General features: G+C 50.4%; 15 protein-coding genes. 3 read left to right on the plus strand and 12 right to left on the minus strand.

The window, feature by feature from the left end:
- From B2118_RS05100 to B2118_RS05150, 11 genes are all read right to left on the minus strand, one after another.
- Positions 1-337 (minus strand): hypothetical protein (locus tag B2118_RS05100; RefSeq protein WP_428053792.1); only part of this gene is annotated, 337 nt, incomplete at its 3' end.
- Between the two features lie 421 nt (positions 338-758).
- Positions 759-1,217, minus strand: a complete 459-nt coding sequence (mscL, locus tag B2118_RS05105; RefSeq protein ID WP_428053904.1) for a large conductance mechanosensitive channel protein MscL — start codon at positions 1,215-1,217, stop codon at positions 759-761.
- Positions 1,218-1,239: 22 nt separating this feature from the next.
- Positions 1,240-1,947: a coenzyme F420-0:L-glutamate ligase gene (locus B2118_RS05110; protein WP_428053794.1), complete on the minus strand. Its 708-nt coding sequence runs from the start codon at positions 1,945-1,947 to the stop codon at positions 1,240-1,242.
- Positions 1,944-3,044, minus strand: a complete 1,101-nt coding sequence (hemW, locus tag B2118_RS05115; protein ID WP_428053796.1) for a radical SAM family heme chaperone HemW — start codon at positions 3,042-3,044, stop codon at positions 1,944-1,946. Before hemW ends, B2118_RS05110 begins: the two co-directional genes overlap by 4 nt.
- Entirely contained in the window at positions 3,044-4,162 is a 1,119-nt protein-coding gene (prfB, locus tag B2118_RS05120; protein ID WP_428053798.1) for a peptide chain release factor 2, read from the minus strand. The genes hemW and prfB overlap by 1 nt, the downstream gene beginning before the upstream one ends.
- The gene (lnt, locus tag B2118_RS05125; protein WP_428053800.1) at positions 4,155-5,786 is read right to left on the minus strand and encodes an apolipoprotein N-acyltransferase; all 1,632 of its coding nucleotides are present in this window, start codon (positions 5,784-5,786) and stop codon (positions 4,155-4,157) included. Before lnt ends, prfB begins: the two co-directional genes overlap by 8 nt.
- A 5-nt stretch (positions 5,787-5,791) precedes the next feature.
- The gene (locus B2118_RS05130) at positions 5,792-6,223 is read right to left on the minus strand and encodes a hypothetical protein (RefSeq protein WP_428053802.1); all 432 of its coding nucleotides are present in this window, start codon (positions 6,221-6,223) and stop codon (positions 5,792-5,794) included.
- Positions 6,220-8,805: a preprotein translocase subunit SecA gene (secA, locus tag B2118_RS05135; protein ID WP_428053804.1), complete on the minus strand. Its 2,586-nt coding sequence runs from the start codon at positions 8,803-8,805 to the stop codon at positions 6,220-6,222. Before secA ends, B2118_RS05130 begins: the two co-directional genes overlap by 4 nt.
- Positions 8,806-8,877: 72 nt before the next feature.
- Positions 8,878-9,603, minus strand: a complete 726-nt coding sequence (locus B2118_RS05140) for a hypothetical protein (RefSeq protein WP_428053806.1) — start codon at positions 9,601-9,603, stop codon at positions 8,878-8,880.
- A 129-nt stretch (positions 9,604-9,732) separates the two neighbouring features.
- Entirely contained in the window at positions 9,733-10,203 is a 471-nt protein-coding gene (locus B2118_RS05145) for a hypothetical protein (RefSeq protein ID WP_428053808.1), read from the minus strand.
- Between the two features lie 111 nt (positions 10,204-10,314).
- Positions 10,315-10,782 carry an SH3 domain-containing protein gene (locus tag B2118_RS05150; RefSeq protein WP_428053810.1) on the minus strand — a complete coding sequence of 156 codons (468 nt, stop codon included), beginning with the start codon at positions 10,780-10,782 and terminating at the stop codon, positions 10,315-10,317.
- Between the two features lie 149 nt (positions 10,783-10,931).
- Here B2118_RS05150 and B2118_RS05155 point away from each other — a divergent pair, with 149 nt between their 5' ends.
- From B2118_RS05155 to B2118_RS05165, 3 genes are read left to right on the plus strand one after another with little or no spacing between them, the layout of a single operon-like run.
- The gene (locus B2118_RS05155) at positions 10,932-11,156 is read left to right on the plus strand and encodes a NifU family protein (RefSeq protein ID WP_428053812.1); all 225 of its coding nucleotides are present in this window, start codon (positions 10,932-10,934) and stop codon (positions 11,154-11,156) included.
- Complete coding sequence (locus tag B2118_RS05160; protein ID WP_428053814.1) at positions 11,156-11,971, plus strand: PHP domain-containing protein; 816 nt, start codon at positions 11,156-11,158, stop codon at positions 11,969-11,971. The genes B2118_RS05155 and B2118_RS05160 overlap by 1 nt, the downstream gene beginning before the upstream one ends.
- 6 nt (positions 11,972-11,977) lie before the next feature.
- Positions 11,978-13,657, plus strand: coding sequence for a SulP family inorganic anion transporter (locus B2118_RS05165; RefSeq protein WP_428053816.1), 1,680 nt, complete (start codon positions 11,978-11,980; stop codon positions 13,655-13,657).
- 245 nt (positions 13,658-13,902) lie between these two features.
- On the opposite strand, the gene B2118_RS05170 is transcribed toward B2118_RS05165, so the two are convergent.
- The gene (locus B2118_RS05170) at positions 13,903-17,664 is read right to left on the minus strand and encodes an MFS transporter (RefSeq protein WP_428053818.1); all 3,762 of its coding nucleotides are present in this window, start codon (positions 17,662-17,664) and stop codon (positions 13,903-13,905) included.
- Positions 17,665-17,768 lie beyond the last annotated feature (104 nt).

The following is a 17,768-nucleotide window of genomic DNA, read 5'->3' on the forward strand; positions in this document are numbered from 1 at the left end:
CAACCCCTTTAAAATAAACGACAGAAAGGCAACGACAAAAACAGCATTGTTTAGTTGTCATCCCCAAGGAATTTAGTCGGGGATCTGTCGTTGCGTAAGAGAACAGCAACAGCAAAAACAGATTCCCGACTACGACCTTCGGGAATGACAGCAATAATAACAACAGATCCCGGATAAAAACCTTCCGGGATGACGGCACCCTGCGGGCCGCGCCTTGCAGGTGGCAGATTTTCCGCGCTCTTTTGATTAATGGAGCCACACTGTTTTGGCAATGACGCAAACAAAACAAAACGGCAACAATAAATAAAACAAGGCTGTTATAAAAATTGGGGGTCATTCTGAACTTGTTTCAGAATCTACCGATTGGGTTGTTTGGTGTGTTGTTATTAAAAAGTCATACTGGAAGGGTTGCTGGCGCGGAGCGTTCCAGTATCCGTTGTTTTCCTTTTTTTATAACAACAGATCCTGGACTACGACTTTCCAGGATGACCTCTTTTTTTCATTAAGTTGTCATCCCCAAGGAATTTAGTCGGGGATCCGTCCTTATAAAAAAAGGAAACGACAAACAACAGATTCCCGACTATGACCTTCGGGAATGACAGCAACAACAGATCCCGGATAAAAACCTTCCGGGATGACGGCAACTACACTATAAATTCAGGATGACCTCTTATATAATAACAACAAAAAGCCCCGGCAAAAACCGGGGCAATAGAACAATACAACAATAAAACAGCCGTTAAATAATCAAACAGACATTATTTAAGTTCGGAAGTGCAGTGCGGGCAGCGGGTGGCTTCCAGCGGAATTTCCGAGCAACAGAACGGGCACTTTTTGGTGGTGGGAGCGGCGGCCGGTTCTTCCGTTTTCTTCAAATTGTCCAGTTTGTTAATCAGTTTAATAAGCAAAAAGATACAAAACGCCACGATTAAGAAACTGATGACCGCGTTTAAAAAGTTACCCACATTAAGCGTGGTCGCACCGGCGGCTTGGGCCGCGGACAAAGAAGCATACGGGGCGGGCACTTGGGCGCCGTCTTTAATCACAATAAACCAGTTGGAAAAGTCCACCTTACCCATTAAAAGCCCCAAGGGCGGCATCATCACATCGGCCACCATAGAGTTTACAATTTTGGTAAATGCACCGCCGATAATGATACCGACAGCCATATCAATCACGTTGCCGCGCATTACGAATTTTTTAAATTCGCCCAGCATATTTTTAATCATTTTTATCTCCTTATTTTATTAGTTTTGCCGCCTTAAAAAGCGGTGTAAACAAATCGTTTTCTGCGGGATATTTTATTTCCTGCGGGTCCGTTTTGTCCGCAAATTCCACAGGCGCGCCTTCCACTACGCACAAGGGCTGCCGTTCGTCGGCCTCCCCCATTGTCAGCGCACAAGCGGCCGCCAAGGAATCCGCCATATCCACCAGCGTAACATCCAATTTTTTGCCAAAGATATCGGGCTGACCGCGCAAGTCCTTTACACCCTTAAATCCGCTGTACGATACCGCCGCACCGATAATTCCCGCACGCAGGGGCAAAATCATACTGTCCGTGATAATCACGCCCAAATTTTGTACGTTCCACGCCTTTTTTAAAGCACCACGCAGTTCGGCTGCACACGCGTACAAATCGCGCGGTAAAAGCAACAGTTTTCCGTCCGCGTTGGATTCGTCAATCCCGGCGTTAGTCATAATCATACCGCTTTTTAACGTAAGCCACGCAAGCGGCGTTTTTAAGGCCGCGTCGCTCTCCTGCCGGATTAAATTTTCCTTTTGCGCGCGGCTTTCGTATGGGACCGAAAGCCCCTTCCACAAACAAACGAGTTTGGACGAAACAGTCAGCACCGTTTTGTCCAGCACCGACGGGATATGACGCACGATAAAGGCGGGCAAATCGGCGGACTCTTTAAAAACATCGGTTTGTATGGGAGTAATCTTCATTGGTCAAACGGGGCCACAAAACTGCAAAAAACTTCGTTGGCTAAAAACAGCCCCTCTAATGTTAATTTTACCTTTTTTCCCGCCCGCTCCAAAAGGCCGCTTTGGATATGCTTTTCAATATCCTTGCCAAAAAGTTGCTCCTGCAACGACGTAAGTTCTATGCCGTCCAATAGGCGCAACCCCAACATTAAATTTTCGCCCTCGTGCTCCTTGCCTTCCAGTTTTTCGCTGTACACGATAGGGCTTTTGCCCGCATTTATACGGCCAATAAAATCAGCCACATCATCGGTATTTTGGCTGCGCACGCCGCCCAAATAACTGGCGGCTCCGCTGCCTACCCCCAAGTATTCGCAGTTATGCCAATAATGCGTATTGTGCTTGGCTTCCCGCCCGGGCAAGGCAAAGTTGGAAATTTCGTAATGGTGATACCCCGCCGCCTGCAAACGCATATGTGCTTCTTCCAGCATACGGCGCATTAGCAACTGGTCGCACACAAGGCCGCGCTCAAAAAACGGAGTTCCTTCTTCTATCTGCAAACCATAAACGGACAAATGTTCCGGGTGTAAGTCCACCAATTTTTGTAACCCGTCCAAAAAACTTTGCAGACTTTGCCCCGGCACCCCGGCAATTAAATCCACATTAATATTGGTAAAGCCCGCTTGGCGTGCCGCCGCGTAGGCGGATAAAAAGGTTTGTACGTTATGCACACGGCCCAAGGTTTTCAGTTCCGCATCGTTAAAACTTTGAAGCCCCATACTGATACGGTTAAAGCCCGCGCGCTTTAAAACCGCCAGCTTTTCGGCGGTTAAACTTTCCGGGTTGGCCTCTATGGTGCTTTCTTCAAAATGGGAAACCGGGCCAAAGTGGCGGTCAATCAGGGCACACAACTCTTCCAACTGACCGGCACTCAGAAAACTGGGCGTTCCCCCACCGACATACAGCGTGCTAAACTCCCGTTTAGGGGCCGAGGCGGCGGATTTATCAAGCGCTTGTAAATAGGCTGAAATTAAATTTTCCCGCCCTGCAAAGGAAGCAAAATCGCAATAGTTGCACTTTTGCTTGCAGAACGGGATATGGAAATAAAGGCCGGTAGTCATTATTTTTTATTTTCTGCTTCGTGGTTTAAAAAGGCAAAAATAAACGGGTCCAAATCGCCGTCCATTACGGCGTTGATTTGGGAAGTTTCGTACCCGCTGCGCAAGTCCTTCACCAACTGGTACGGCATAAACACATACGAGCGGATTTGGTGGCCCCAGGCAATTTCGCCCTTTTGGCCGTAGCGTTTTTCGGCCTCGCCGCGCTTTTTATCCATTTCCATTTCGTACAGTTTGGCTTTGAGCATCTTCATAGCCGTTTGGCGGTTTTGCAACTGGCTGCGCTCAATGCGGCAAGACACCACAATCCCCGTGGGAATATGCAACAGGCGCACCGCGGATTCCACCTTGTTTACGTTTTGTCCGCCGTGGCCGCCCGCGCGCGAGGTTTCCAACTGGATATCCTTTTCCGGGATTTCAATATTGATATCCTCGTCAATATCCGGCAGTACGTCGCACGAAGCAAAGGATGTATGGCGGCGGGCGTTGGCGTCAAAGGGCGACACGCGCACCAAGCGGTGCACGCCGTTTTCCCCTTTTAAGTAGCCATAGGCGAAGGGGCCTTCCACCATTGCGGAAAGCGTTTTGATACCTGCTTCGTCTCCGGGTTGTGCGTCCAATACGGAAAATTTAAAGCCGTGCTGTTCGGCCCAGCGCGTGTACATACGCACCAGCATTTGTGCCCAGTCGCAAGATTCAGTGCCACCCGCCCCGGCGTGAATAGTCAAAATGGCGTTTAGTTTGTCGTTCGGGTCCGACAGGCGGATTTCGCCCTCTTTTTTAGCCACTTGTTTTTCGGTTTCCTGCAACGAAGCGGCCAAGGCGGCCAATTCGTTTTGGTCCTGCATTTCCTTGCACAGGTCAAACCAAGCGCGGTCGTCCTCCATTTTTTTATGGAGCGCGTAAAAGGTATCAATAGATGTTTTTAATAAATCAATTTGGCGGCTGACGTCCTTGGCCTTTTTGGTGTCGTTCCAAAAGGCGGGGTCCGCCGACTGCGCCTGCAAGGCGGCCAATTCCTGTTTTTTGCCGGAAATGTCGTCTATGGATTCAATCTTGGCCACGCGGGCGGCTAAATCGGAAATTGTCTGCTCTACATCTTTAAATTCAATATTATTCATAAGCAAAAACCATTGTGGAAACCAGCAGCGTAAAAAAGACCGCCGCGCACAGCCAAGCGAACCAATCGCCAAACTGCGTATAAAAGTTTTGTCTGTCCCCTACCGCAAGCGGTACGGAAGCGGTTAAAATCTCCTGCGTAAACAGGCCGGACTGCTTTTCAATACGGCCAAACGGGTCAATATACGCCGAAAACCCCGTGTTGGCGGCGCGGAGTACGGGGCGACCCGTTTCCACCGCGCGCAATACGTTTACGGCCAAATGCTGGTACGGCGCGGCTGTTTTAAAGAACCAGGCATCGTTAGTAATATTTACAAAAAATTTAGCCCCTTGGCGGTTTTGTGCAAGCCACAACTGCGGGAAAATACTTTCGTAGCAAATCGTTTCGCCCACCGCCACGCCGGACACATCCAGCGGTTTCTGCCCGCGCGGGCCAGGGGTAAAGGCGCCCAGTTCGCCCAGCACTTCTACATTTTTAAAGGCCGAGCGGACGAAATTTTCCAGCGGGATATATTCCCCAAACGGCACAAGTTTAATTTTGCGGTAATTCTGCCAAGCCCCCTCATTGGGCGGGAGCAAATAGGCCCCTACATATTGGTTGGTTTCGTCCTCCACATTGGAGCCGATAAACTGGTACGCGCCGGAGCGGGCGGCAATATCTTCAAACAGATTGGTATATTTTTCCTCGGTCAACGCACCCGGCACGGCGCTTTCGGGCCAGACGGCCAACATCAAATTTTTGCCCTCTAATTGGGCCCCCAACTGTTCCAAGGTATCGGTAATTTCAGCCTCATATTCGGGGCTCCATTTTTTATATTGGTCTATATTGGGCTGGATAAGTGCGGTATTTAAACTTAAAAGCGGCTGGCGCATTTCGCCAAGCGGTTTAGCGGGCAAAACCTTGTGGCCGTAGCCATACACACCCACAAAAACAAGCGCGGCCAAAACCATATGCCATACGCCTTTTTTTACGCCGTTTTCGGCAAACGCCCAACCGATAGAAGCCCCCACAAAAGCAATTACAAAACTAACGCCATATACCCCCGTAAAAGAGGCGATTTGCAGCATTTCGGGCGCGTTCCATTGGGTGTAGCCCAACATAATCCACGGGAAGCCCAAAAAGTAAAAAGCAACCGTTTGGTGCACCCACTCTAAGGCCACCACCCCACACGCAACGAGCACCGGGAAAAATCCTCCCGCACGTTTTAAAAAGTAGCACGAACCACCCAATATAGCAAACTGTACGGCCAACAGTCCGCTTAACCCCAGCCAAGCGGCCACAGAAAGCCCCTGTGAAAGCCCACCGCCGTGCAAGCAAGTGTAATAAATCCAATATAAAATCCCCGCGTTAAACAGCAGGGCCGTCAGCCAGCCATAAAAAAAAGAGGACCAAAATCCTTTGATTTTAGCCACTCCCCAAATAAACGGCGCCAACGCAAACCAAGCCAAAAAATGCTGGGATTTGTTGGGATAACTTTGGTACATCAGCCAAGCCGTGCCCAACATACAAGCCAGCAAAAAAATAATCCGCGCCGCACCAAAAAGTACGGTTTTGACACGCACCCAGGCGGAAGATTTCTCCGCCTGGGCGTCTTGTTGTGAAATAGTTTCCCTAAACTCCCGCATATGCCTTAAAACCGTATCTTACACACATTTTCCACGCATACGGCTTGTGCGTTCGGGCTGCACTCCCGCACCGTAGAAGGCGCGCCGTCCGGGCAGGCCTTGGCTACGAGGTTAGACTGCATTTTGTTAAAGTCCAGCGTAAATTCGGCATTAATGGCCGTTACGCCCGAAGGCCCCACCAAGCAGCCGCAAGGGTCTTTATCTACGATAATGCAATCCTCATCGGCTTGGCAGCGGTACATCCGGCGCACTTGCGCCTTAGCCGCGGCCGCGGCGGCTTCTTTATGTTGTTCCTCGGCCTTGGCGTCCATTTCCTGCGAGTTAAGCGCAGGGACGCTTACCTCTATGGGGGCATCCTTGCTGTATAACAGCGGCAAGAGGGCAATTACGCCCACGGCACAGCACAGTAAAAGCATTTCTTTTATCTTATATTTCATAAATTGGCTCCGCAGCATTTTTTGTATTTTTTACCGCTGCCGCACGGGCACGGGTCGTTGCGCCCGATATGCTTGGGCGTTTGCTCCGTTTGGCTGGCGGCGTTGTTGGCCTGCGCTTGCTGGGCCGGGGTGCGGCGGGGAGGCAGTTGCAAGCGGAAGATGTAACTGACCATTAAGTCGCGCACGCGGTTAAGCATAGAGGAATACAACTTATAGGATTCCTTTTGATACTCAATCAACGGGTCCTTTTGGGCGTATCCGCGCAGGCTTACGCTGTTTTGCAACTGGTCCAGTTCGTACAAATTCTGCTTCCAAGCGTTATCAATAATTTGCAGTAAAAGCATCCGCTCAATTTCCGCAAAGTTGATGCCTTGCTCGGCAAAGTAAAGCACACGGGCGTGGTACAAATCCTTTACCTGCGCCATAATTTCATCCACCAACTGGTCGTGCGATTTGCGGCCGACGTTTTCCGCGGTAAAGTGAAAATCGCCAGGGAAGAAATTGCGCAAGTTGACGTTTAACGCTTCAAAATCACAGCGCTGCGGGTGAGAATAATTGTAATACTGTTCTACCAATTCATCCACGATTTCTTCCATCATTTGCATCGTTTTATCGGTCATATCCGCGCCGTCCAAAATGGCGTTTCTTAATCCGTAAATAGCGGTGCGCTGTTGGTTCATTACTTTATCATAATCCAGCAACTGCTTGCGGATATCAAAGTTGCGGCCTTCCACCATACGCTGGGCGCCTTCAATTTGGCGCGTCATCAGGCGCGATTCAATGGCTTCGCCCTCCTTCATACCCATCGTGCTGAGTACGGAAGCGATTTTGGTGGTATTGGCGAACAAGCGCATTAATTCGTCATCCAACGAAATGTAAAAGCGGGAGCAGCCCGGATCGCCTTGGCGGGCACAGCGTCCGCGCAACTGGTTATCAATACGGCGGGACTCGTGGCGTTCACTGCCGATAACGTGCAAACCGCCCAACGCCACCACTTCGTCCTGTTCCTGCTTATTGGCCGGGTTGCCGCCCAGTACAATATCCGTACCGCGGCCGGCCATATTGGTAGCAATCGTTACGGCTCCTTTGCGGCCTGCCTGGCTGATGATTTGGGCTTCCATTTCGTGGTATTTGGCGTTTAACACTTGGTGCGGAATACCCTTGGCGCGGAGCATATGGCTCAATTTTTCGGACTTTTCAATAGAGCGCGTACCCACCAGCACCGGGGCACCCTTCTTCCACAAATCTTCCACCTCGTCCACAATAGCGTTAAATTTTTCGCGTTCCGTCAAATACACAAGGTCCGGGTAGTCAATGCGTTTAGAGGGGCGGTTGGGGCGGATTTCCACCACGTCTAATTTGTAAATCTGCCAGAACTCGTTGGCCTCGGTCATAGCCGTACCCGTCATACCGGAGAGTTTTTTGTAAAGTTTAAAGAAATTCTGGAAGGTAATGGTAGCCAAGGTCTGGTTTTCTTCTTTAATTTGCAATCCTTCTTTGGCTTCCACCGCTTGGTGCAAACCGTCGCTCCAACGGCGGCCCGGCATTAAGCGTCCCGTAAATTCGTCCACGATAATGACTTCGCCGTCCTTTACCACATAGTCCACGTCGCGCTCGTACAAGTGGTGCGCGCGCAGGGCTTGGTTAATGTGGTGGACCCACTCGGATTCCACATCGTTATACAGGTTGGGCACATTTAAGAACTTTTCCGCCTTGGCAATACCCGTATTGGTCAAGGTGGCGGTGTGGGCCTTTTCGTCAATAATGGCGTCCACACCCTCATCCAAGTTAATGCCCTCGTATTTGGCTTTTACTTCGTCCTTTTCCGTAATCATACGAACCTTTAAAGACGGAATTAAGCGGTTTACAATGTAATATTTATCGGTGCTTTGTTCAGACGGGCCGGAAATAATAAGCGGGGTGCGGGCCTCGTCAATTAAAATGGAGTCCACCTCGTCCACGATACAATAGTTGAGCGGACGCAAAACGCGGTCTTCGCGGTTAATCACCATATTGTCGCGCAGGTAGTCAAAGCCCAGTTCGTTATTGGTTACATAGGTAATGTCCTTGGCGTACATTTCGCGGCGGTCGGCATTGTCCATATCGTGGCTGATGTAGCCCACGGTAAGGCCCAAAAATTCGTGAATAGGGCCCATCCATTGGCGGTCGCGGCGGGCCAAATAATCGTTTACCGTTACAACGTGCACCCCTTTGCCGGTAAGCGCGTTTAAGTAAGAGGGCAACACGGCCACCAGGGTTTTACCTTCCCCGGTGCCCATTTCGGCAATTTTTCCTTGGTGCAGAACGATACCGCCCAGCATTTGTACATCGTACGGGCGCAAGCCGATGACTCTTTGCGCGGCCAAGCGGACCACGGCAAAGGCTTCGGGCAGTAATTGGTCCAAGGTTTCGCCCTTGGCCAAACGGTCTTTAAATTCTTGGGTTTTGGCCTTTAACTGGTCATCCGTTAAATGTTCAAATTCAGCGGTGAATTTGTTGGCGTCATCTACATAATGTTGGATTTTTTTAAGGTCGCGTTCGCTTTTGGTTCCAAAAATTTTATCAATTAAAGTTCTAATCATATAACAAAGTTCCTTTTAAATTAAAATAGTACGGCAAGGCATAGCCCCATACGACGGGCCAAAAGAAACCTGTTATTTGGCGACCGGCTTTTTGTGGTTGGTTTTTACTTGCAGATTGGGCGTTTGCTCCGTTTGCAAAGCGGCGTCTTTCTCGGACGAAGCGGCCAAGGCAGACAATCTGGTTTGCACGCGGGTTTGCACCTGCTGCCCAAACACTTGGGCGGCGGTGGAAATCTGGGAGCCCGGGTCCTTTTTCAGGGCTTTGAGTTCAGCCTTTACGGCTTTGATCTTGGCCTTTAAGGCGTTGCTTTGGGCCGTGCGGTCCCCAGAAGAGAGGGTTTTGTCCTTTTTAACTTGCGCCAACTGCTTTTTATATTCTTTAATCTGTTCCTCGCGCAAGTTGACCGTAACCGCCCAGACCCGGCCCAATACATCGGCCACTTGGCGGTTAAAGTATTTATCCGTAGCGGACGCGTCCACCCCGTTTACGGCAGAGAGGAATAAAGCCTCCTCATACTGTTCGGAAAGCGTATGCAGGCGGATAGAATTATCAAAATTGCGCGCCACGGAGATTAATTCAAAGCGGGCATCTTCCGTATCGGGCGCTTGGTAAGAAGCGGCCAAATCCTCCAAGATAGCGTTATAATCGGCGTTCTTTTTGGCATTTTCCAATACGGCAGGGTTGTATTGGGCAAAAATGTCCAATACTTTTTCGCGGTTATAGGTGCTGGCGTCCGGCTGCGCATACAGCGCAGACGACATAGCAAGCGTGGCTAAAAGAAATAAACTGCGTCTCATTTTTCCCCCAAAATCGGTGTTACTTGTATTTTGCTATATATAGGGCGTATAGTCAAGCCCTTTTCCGCCGGGAAACATAAAATAAACCCGGAGCGTTTTGCGGCCCCGGGTTTATGTAAATTCGTCAGGTTAGCGGGCAGCCGTACGGAAGAAATTTCCCTTTACGTTGCGGGCCAACTGCACGCGGCCCAAGGTTTTATCCGCCGCAACGGTTACATTTTTGGCATTAGGCTTAATCGTGCCGTCCACTGCACCGAAGATATCCCCTTGTTTCACCACGCCTAACTGGCCGTGGTTGTTGATTTGGACTTCCAACTTTAAATTACCGTCCAAATTAGCGGCTAATAAATCTTCTTCCCCCATCGTAAAAGCAAGCGGGAACTTCGGGTTTACCACGCGCTTAATCGCCACGGGCACATCGGCCTCGTTTTTAACGATAATCGCGCAGGAATTGTTGTCCGCCTGCGCCATAGAGGCCAAGCGCTCCGGCACGGTAACCGTACCCGAGATGTTAAAACGCCCTTCGCTGACGGTGCGCGCCAAGCAGAAAGCACATACCACTAAACTGGCGGCCGCAGCCGTAATAAAAATCTTTTTCATACTTATATTTTACCCTTTACTTTGCCTTTTGGCAAGGGGGCTTTTACTCTTTCCGCCGGATAAAAAAGGCCCTACAAAAAGGGCCTTTTTTATATTCCGGGCAAATTTAACTTATTGTTTAAAGAAACCCCACAGGTTGGCGTTATATACCCAGCCTTTGCAAACGCCGTCTTTGGCGTTTTCGGGTTCGTCGGACACTTGAATCCATTTGCCTTTTTTGGCCAAGTATTTAAACGGATAGCCCTTGGCTACGGTGCAAACGATATCGGCCGAGGCAGAGGCGTCTTTGCGGACATTTAAATCCACTTTGGCGGACATACCGCCCTTGGGGCTTAACAAGTCGGCCTTAATCCAGCCGCTGTAACCTTCAAAGTCCTTAATAAGAACCCAACTTTTATCTTCGTTGGTTTTTACCATAATGACAGGAGTGTATCTCCACGCGTGCCATTTCAAAGCGCATTTCGTACCCGCGCAAGTGCGGATATTGGCTCTTTTAGCGTTGATGCTGGCGTATTTTTGGGCGAAGACAGGAGCGCTCACAAAAAGTACGAGCATTGCCAAAGCAATAATTTTTTTCATATATCTTCTTTCTCCTATAAAAGGCGAACTAAAAAATCTCTACACAAAAAGTATAGCAATACTCCCCGAAACTTTGCAAGTTTTTTCTTACCGGGCCTGCCCCCAAAAAAGATATAATAAAGAAGATAAATAAACCTTTGGAGAAGATTATGAAAGAACAAGTCCAACAAGTAATTGAAGACATCCGCCCCATTTTGCAGGCTGACGGCGGCGACATCCAACTCATCAGCGTAGATGAAAAAACGGGTATCGTTACCATAGGTTTGCACGGCCGCTGCGGCTGCTGCCCGCACGCGCAAATGACCTTGCAGGCCGTAGTGGAACGCAAGATTAAAGAACTCGTCCCCGGCGTAACCGCGGTGGAACGCGTTTAATGCCGAAGATAGACTTACACACGCACTCCGATTTTTCGGACGGAACCTGTACCCCGGAAGAAGTGGTTCACGCCGCTTTGAAAGCCGGGGCTTCCGTTTATGCCCTGACCGACCACGATACAACGGACGGCGTGCTCCGCGCCAAAAAAGTGTGCGAAGAACACCGTATCCTCTTTACACCCGGGGTGGAAATCAGCACCCGGGAACACGACCACCTGCACTTTACCGGCTACAACATTGATTTGGAAAATGCAGAGTTCCAAGCCTTTTTGGCCCAAAACCGCCAAAACCGCCGCGAACGTATCCGCAAAATTATCCAACAATTAATTGCCGCCGGGGTGGACATTACGGAAGAGGAAGTTTTTTCCCGTGCGCCCAATACCGTTTCCCGCGCACACGTTGCCGATGCGCTCAAAGCCAAGGGCATTGTGCCCAGCCGCCAAGAGGGCTTCCGCCGCTATTTGGTGCCCGGCCAGCCCGGCTATGTGCCGTCTGCCGGGGTAACCGCCATTGAGGCTATCCAGCACATCAAGCGCGCAGGCGGGATGCCTGTGATTGCGCATCCCGGTATTGTGTCGGAACATTGGAATTTCCCGGCTTGGACCGAGGCCGGCCTAGAAGGCGTGGAGGTGTTTTACCCCGCTCATACCTTTACAATGAAGCAAGACCTGCTGGCCATTACCCGCAAATACGGCCTTTTGGCTACGGCGGGGTCCGATTACCACGGTCCGCGCGCGGGACGCATTACCACCCCCGGTATGCAAATTCCGCAGCCGCACTACGACAAACTGCTCCGCAGATTATTTAACCGTTAAATTATTATGCATTTACTCCCTAAATTGGTTACGCTTTGGCGCAACCGCCCCGAAGAATTTACCCCCCGGCGTATGTTAAAAGACGTTACGTCCGGGCTGGTGGTGGCCTGTGTGGCCCTGCCGCTTTCTATCGCCCTGGCCATAGCCTCCGGCGTTACGCCTGAAAAGGGCCTTTTAACCGCTATTGTAGCCGGGTTTTTGATTTCCCTCTTGGGCGGCTCCCGCGTACAAATTGGCGGGCCGACGGGCGCGTTTGTCGTCATTGTCTATGGCATTATCCAAGAGTTCGGTCTCTCCGGCCTTTTAACCGCTACCTTAATGGCGGGTATATTTTTGATGTTAATGGGACTTTTTAAGTTTGGCGCGTTCATCAAATTTATCCCCTATCCCGTAACTACCGGGTTTACCAGCGGTATTGCTGTGGTGCTTTTTTCCACGCAGATTAACGACTTTTTGGGCCTCAATTTAACCAATATTCCGAGCGACTTTTTTGCTAAGTGGAATATGTACTTTCACCATTTATCTGCCACGAACTGGGAGACATTGGCCGTCGGTTTATTAACCTTGGGCATTATTATTTTTTGGCCTAAAAAATGGAAAGCGCTTCCCGGTTCCTTGGTGGCGCTTATCATTACAACCTTGGTTGTTAAATTTGCGCATTTGGACGTAGCCACTATTACTTCTACTTTCGGCTCGGTGGACAGCACCTTGGTTTGGCCCCATATGCCGGGCGAAATTACGCTGGCAACCATTAAAAAACTGTTGCCCGCCTCGCTAACGATTGCCTTTTTGGCAGGAATTGAAAGTTTACTTTCCGCCGTAGTAGCGGACGGGATGATTGGCAAAAAGCACCGCTCCAATATGGAATTGGTTGCCACGGGCGTAGCCAATGTGGCGGCGGCCCTATTTGGTGGGTTACCTGCCACGGGCGCGATTGCCCGCACGGCTACCAACATTGAAAACGGCGGACGTACCCCCATTGCCGGTATGGCGCACGCTATTTTCCTTTTGATTATGATGTTGTGCTTAATGCAATATATTGGCTTAATCCCGATGACCTCGTTAGCCGCTATTTTGTTTATGGTGGCCTACCGTATGAGCGGTTGGCGGGCCTTCCGCGCTTTATTTAAGGCTCCGGCGGGGGATATTGCCGTACTGCTCGCCACTTTCGGACTAACCGTAGCGGCGGACTTGGTAGTGGCCATTGAGTTCGGCCTTGTATTGGCGGCGGTGCTCTTTATGAAGCGTATGAGCGACGTCTATCAAATTAAGAATATGGACGATGATATTTTTGACGAGGTACGCCAAAAGGACGACATTGACACCAAAATTATTACGCACAACGTCAGCGTGTACGAAATCAACGGACCGTTCTTCTTTGGTGCCGCCAACGTATTTGTGGATTCCTTGGAAAACCACAAGGAGTGCAAGGTACTCATTCTGCGTATGCGCAGTGTGCCTGCTATTGATGCGACGGGTTTTCACGCGCTGGAAAGCATTTTTAACAGTTGTCAAAAAGACGGCGTGCAACTCATCCTGTCGCACGTTCAAAAGCCCGTATTAAAGACTTTGGAAAAGTACGGCTTTATCAAACGCTTGGGCGAAGACCATATTTGCAAAAATATTGATATTTCCCTAATGCGTGCCGAGTCCATTGTCAGCGGGCGCCAGCACTTCCTAGAATAACGCTGCGCGCCGCGTCCTGCGGACGGCGGATTTTCCGCGCGCTATTGATTGTTTGAGCGGCACGATGTTTGCGGTGTCGCTCTTTTATTTGGTCCTGCGCGCGGACGGCACCTTGCAGGCGGCAGATTATCCGCACACTACTGATTAATTGAGCAATACTGTTTTTGCTGTGTCGCTCTTTTATAGTATGAACTAAAAAGCCCCGGGTTTTTCATTGCCCGGGGCGTCGTTCTAAAATTACTTTATTAGTTGGCAGGAGCCGCGTTGTCTAATCCCGTGGGAGTAGCGCCTTTATCGCCGCGTTTAAATACGCCTTTGACCTTCTTCCACAAGCGACCCGCTTCATACTTCATCCCTTTTACGAGAGAAGAGTTGCGCATCATACCGGGCGTTAAGAGCAAACTGGCGCCCAACATCGTGCCCGCATACAGCAAGTCCATCGGCACGCCAACGCCACCCATAGAGGCGAAATAACCCGCCGGGATAGCACCCAAACCACCAATCGCCATCGTCAACGCCAAGATAGAGGACAGTTCGCGGTTCTGTTTAGGATAGCGGTTCATAATGTAGTCATACATTTGGGTAAAGAAGTTACCCACACCCAAACTGGCTACGGCCGCACCCGCAATCGTTTGCGTTACGCTATCACCCGCCGTTGCCATTATACCCGTACCCAAGGCAGACAGGCCCGAGCAGAGGATGTACATCGTATCGGGGCTAATGCGGCGGCTAACGACGTTACCGCCCAAGCGGCCCACGATAAACGGCAAGTAGAGCGAGCAGGCAATCAAGAAGTTCGCAAATTCGCCTTGGCTGATGAGCGACTTCATAGAAGTAGCGAACGAACTGGAAATGACGAACTCGTGAATCGTAGCCAACGTCATAGCCGAGGCCAACGCCGCCACACCCGGAGCCTTTAACATTTTGCCCATATTCCCAATCGTGTTTTCCTGCACGGCCACAGAGTGTTTAACCTTGTGGACCAAGGAGTTCATACGGTCAGCCGGGATATTGTATTGCTCAGATAATTGCTTTTCAAGTCCGGCAAACAGTTCTTTTTTGGCGCCTTTGTACAAATCGCCCGATTTCTTGGAGGAATCCATTTTCACATTGGCGAATACCCACGCATCCAACGAATCCTTAAATCCGCGGGCCACATCGTCAATCATTAAGGAAGATACTTCGCCTTTGGCTTCACCCAATACTTTGGCACCCGCATCCAGCGTGCCCTGCAACATTTTTTGGCTCTGTTCCAAGTTCTTGGCGGAATACGCATCGCGCAGTTTGGCGCGCCATACCTTCCACGCTACCCAACCGCTGTATCCGGCGTAAATCGGGAAACTGATAGAATAGTCCAGGCCCAAATCCACCCCGGTAGCCAATTGGATACCGTGATTAATCAAGTACGGCGAAGCCAAGAAGGCCAAGGTACCAACGTTCTTGTACACGAAACTTAAATTGTACAAAACGATATCCTTCAAACTGACTTCGGACTTTTTGGTAAAAAATTCTTTTACGCGTTCGCCCATTTTCGCAAAGCCCTGTTTTTCGGCAACGGTCATTTCCGTTTCGGCCGTTTTTAAGGCATCTTTGGCCGCGTTTAAAATTACTTCACCGCGGTTGGCGCGGATGAGCAGGTTGGAAACCAACTGCTTCAAAATGCTGGAACCGCTCATTAAGAACAAGGCGGTGATGAACAGCCCTTTCTGCACCGGGCTTAACGCCATCCCTTCCACAAAGCCGTAGAAGCCGCCCGCAGTAGCCAAAGCCCCCGCCGCGGTGGACATCGCCAAGGACAGCACCATCAAATTCTTTTCGCCGTATTTTTTCAGCACCGGCGTCAACAAGGAAGCCAACCCCGGCAACACATAGTTGATACCAAACATCATACCGTTGGCGGCGCTCACGTCCATATCCAGCGCACCGTTTACCACCGGGCCCATCGTTTTACCCAAACTGACGTTCGTCAAAGAAGCGTCGCGCACGATTAAATCCGCGCGGTTTTGGGTGGGGTGGACAGAAACATTAAATTTGGTCGGGCTTTGGCGCAAAATCTGTACAAACTTGCCGATTTGGTTCTTGGGCAAGCGGACATAAAAGCGGGAAAGATTATGGATTTTCCCGTCCGTTCCCTGCAAGGCCAAGTTGCCTTCCGGCAACAAGACCACCTTTTCGCCGTGGGCTACGCTCTTTTCCGGCAATGTTACTTCCAAGGGTAAAAGAGCACCCGTGGCGGCATCGGTTACTTGCTGGGTAGTGGCTTGATACACCACATCCGGGCGGGTTTCCAGTTTCAAACTAAATTTGGTCATCCCAGCGGCGCGTACCAAATCCACCAAGGAGCCCACCTGGTCCGCCTGCAAGCGCATATAGAAGTGCGCCATACGCAAGGGCGGCTGGGTTTGGTTGCGCAGTTCAGCCACATAGCCGTGTTTAAAATTGGGGGTCAAGGCAAACGCCACGCGGTTATAACCCTTCACGCGGAAACGGTTGCTGATTTCCAAATTAACGGGCAAAATGCGTTCAATGCCTTTTTCGTCCACGCGAGTTAATTTAAAACCTTTTTCCGACACCGGCACCGGGCCTTCTTCGCCCGCGCCCATCAATTCATCAGCAGAAGCCGGGGCTTCGGGAGAGCGGAGATTGGAATAAACTTCGCTAATTTGCGTAGCATCGTGCAAGCCGGGTTCGTGGTAAATGGGTTCCGGGGCTTTTTTATTAAAACGGTTTTTAATCCAAGCGGCACCTTTTTTAAAGAGTTTTCCAATAGCAAATACGGGCACGCCGCTGTACAAAATACCGGAATTATTGTTTTCATCGGAGCGGCCCAAAAACTCTACCGAGCCCTTGGATTCGGTAACAGCAGGGGTTGTTTCAGTTACAACTTCGCCTTCGGTCGGCACAGCGGTAGGAGATAAGACCAAATCGCTTCCCACCAACTGAACCTTCGGCATTTCCACCTGGCGGGCAGCCGGAGCGGCGGCTGGCGCTTTCACAGCCACCGGGGCAGCCGCAGGAGCGGAAGCACCCAATTCCAACCAATCCTGGGTGGCCTTACGGGAAATATCAGCATTTAAAACGTTTTGAGGGCAGCCCAGTTTTAAAAAACGGGCCATATCGGAGGACGCGGGCGCGGCCTCACCGGCTACGGCGTTAATTTGAACGGGCAAGCCTTTTTCTTGCACCACGGCGGACAAATCCTGCCAGAACGGACCTTTGGCCCCCGTAAGGGTGGCCAGTTCCTGCAACTGGTCATAAGCGCCTTGACGCAACAAACCGCGGGCAGCAATTACTTCCGCGGTTTTTTCAAAGGGAGAGTTGACGGCTTTCTTATAAAAATTAATCAAGGCCGGGGCGTCGGCTTTCGTACCGACCAAACCCAAGGCCGCCGCATCGGACAAAGCGTGATTGCAGTCCAGCACGTCCTTATAACTAGCGTGGCTTTTGTTGGAAGCAATTAATAAGGCGGAGCGTTCGTCTCCTTTGGGGAGTTTAGCAAAGGAGCCGGACAGGGCTTCCAATTCCGTGCGGTAAAACTTAACGGCTTCGGCTTGTTGGGCCAAGTTGGCGTTGCCGTGCAAGTAGAAAGTTACAAACAGGGAACGAAGCGCCGCAGCACGGGCCAACGGAGAGGTTTGGGCGAAAATCGGGCCGGGCAAGCCGTCAGTTAATTCGCCAACGGATAAGGCGTGATGAGAGGTTAAATCCGTGAGTTTAGAGGAGATTAAAGCGGACGGAACCTGCAAATAGGAGCCATTAGGCACCACCGTAACCGAGGGGAGAGTGGGAACCATTTGGCCCACGCGCTTTCCGGCGGAATATACCTGTGCGTTAGCGGGTAATTTTACTTTGGGTACAGCAACGCCCTTTTGCACAATCTTGCCGACGACTTTGCCTTGCTTGGCAATTCCCTTACCAGCCTTGACGGGCAAGGTTTGCGCCAGCGATGGGGAAACGCTGCTAAATAGAATACAGAAACTGAGTAAAAGCGACAGGGTTGTTTTCATAATAAGGTTCTCCTCTCCCTTAATTATTGTAAAAAGTCCATCAAAAAAATAGGGCCAAAAGACCTAGAAGTCCTAGGTTTTTTAGCCCTATATAAAAATAGGTC

It is taken from the genome of Candidatus Avelusimicrobium stercoris, assembly GCF_002437085.1.
Taxonomy (GTDB): domain Bacteria; phylum Elusimicrobiota; class Elusimicrobia; order Elusimicrobiales; family Elusimicrobiaceae; genus Avelusimicrobium; species Avelusimicrobium stercoris.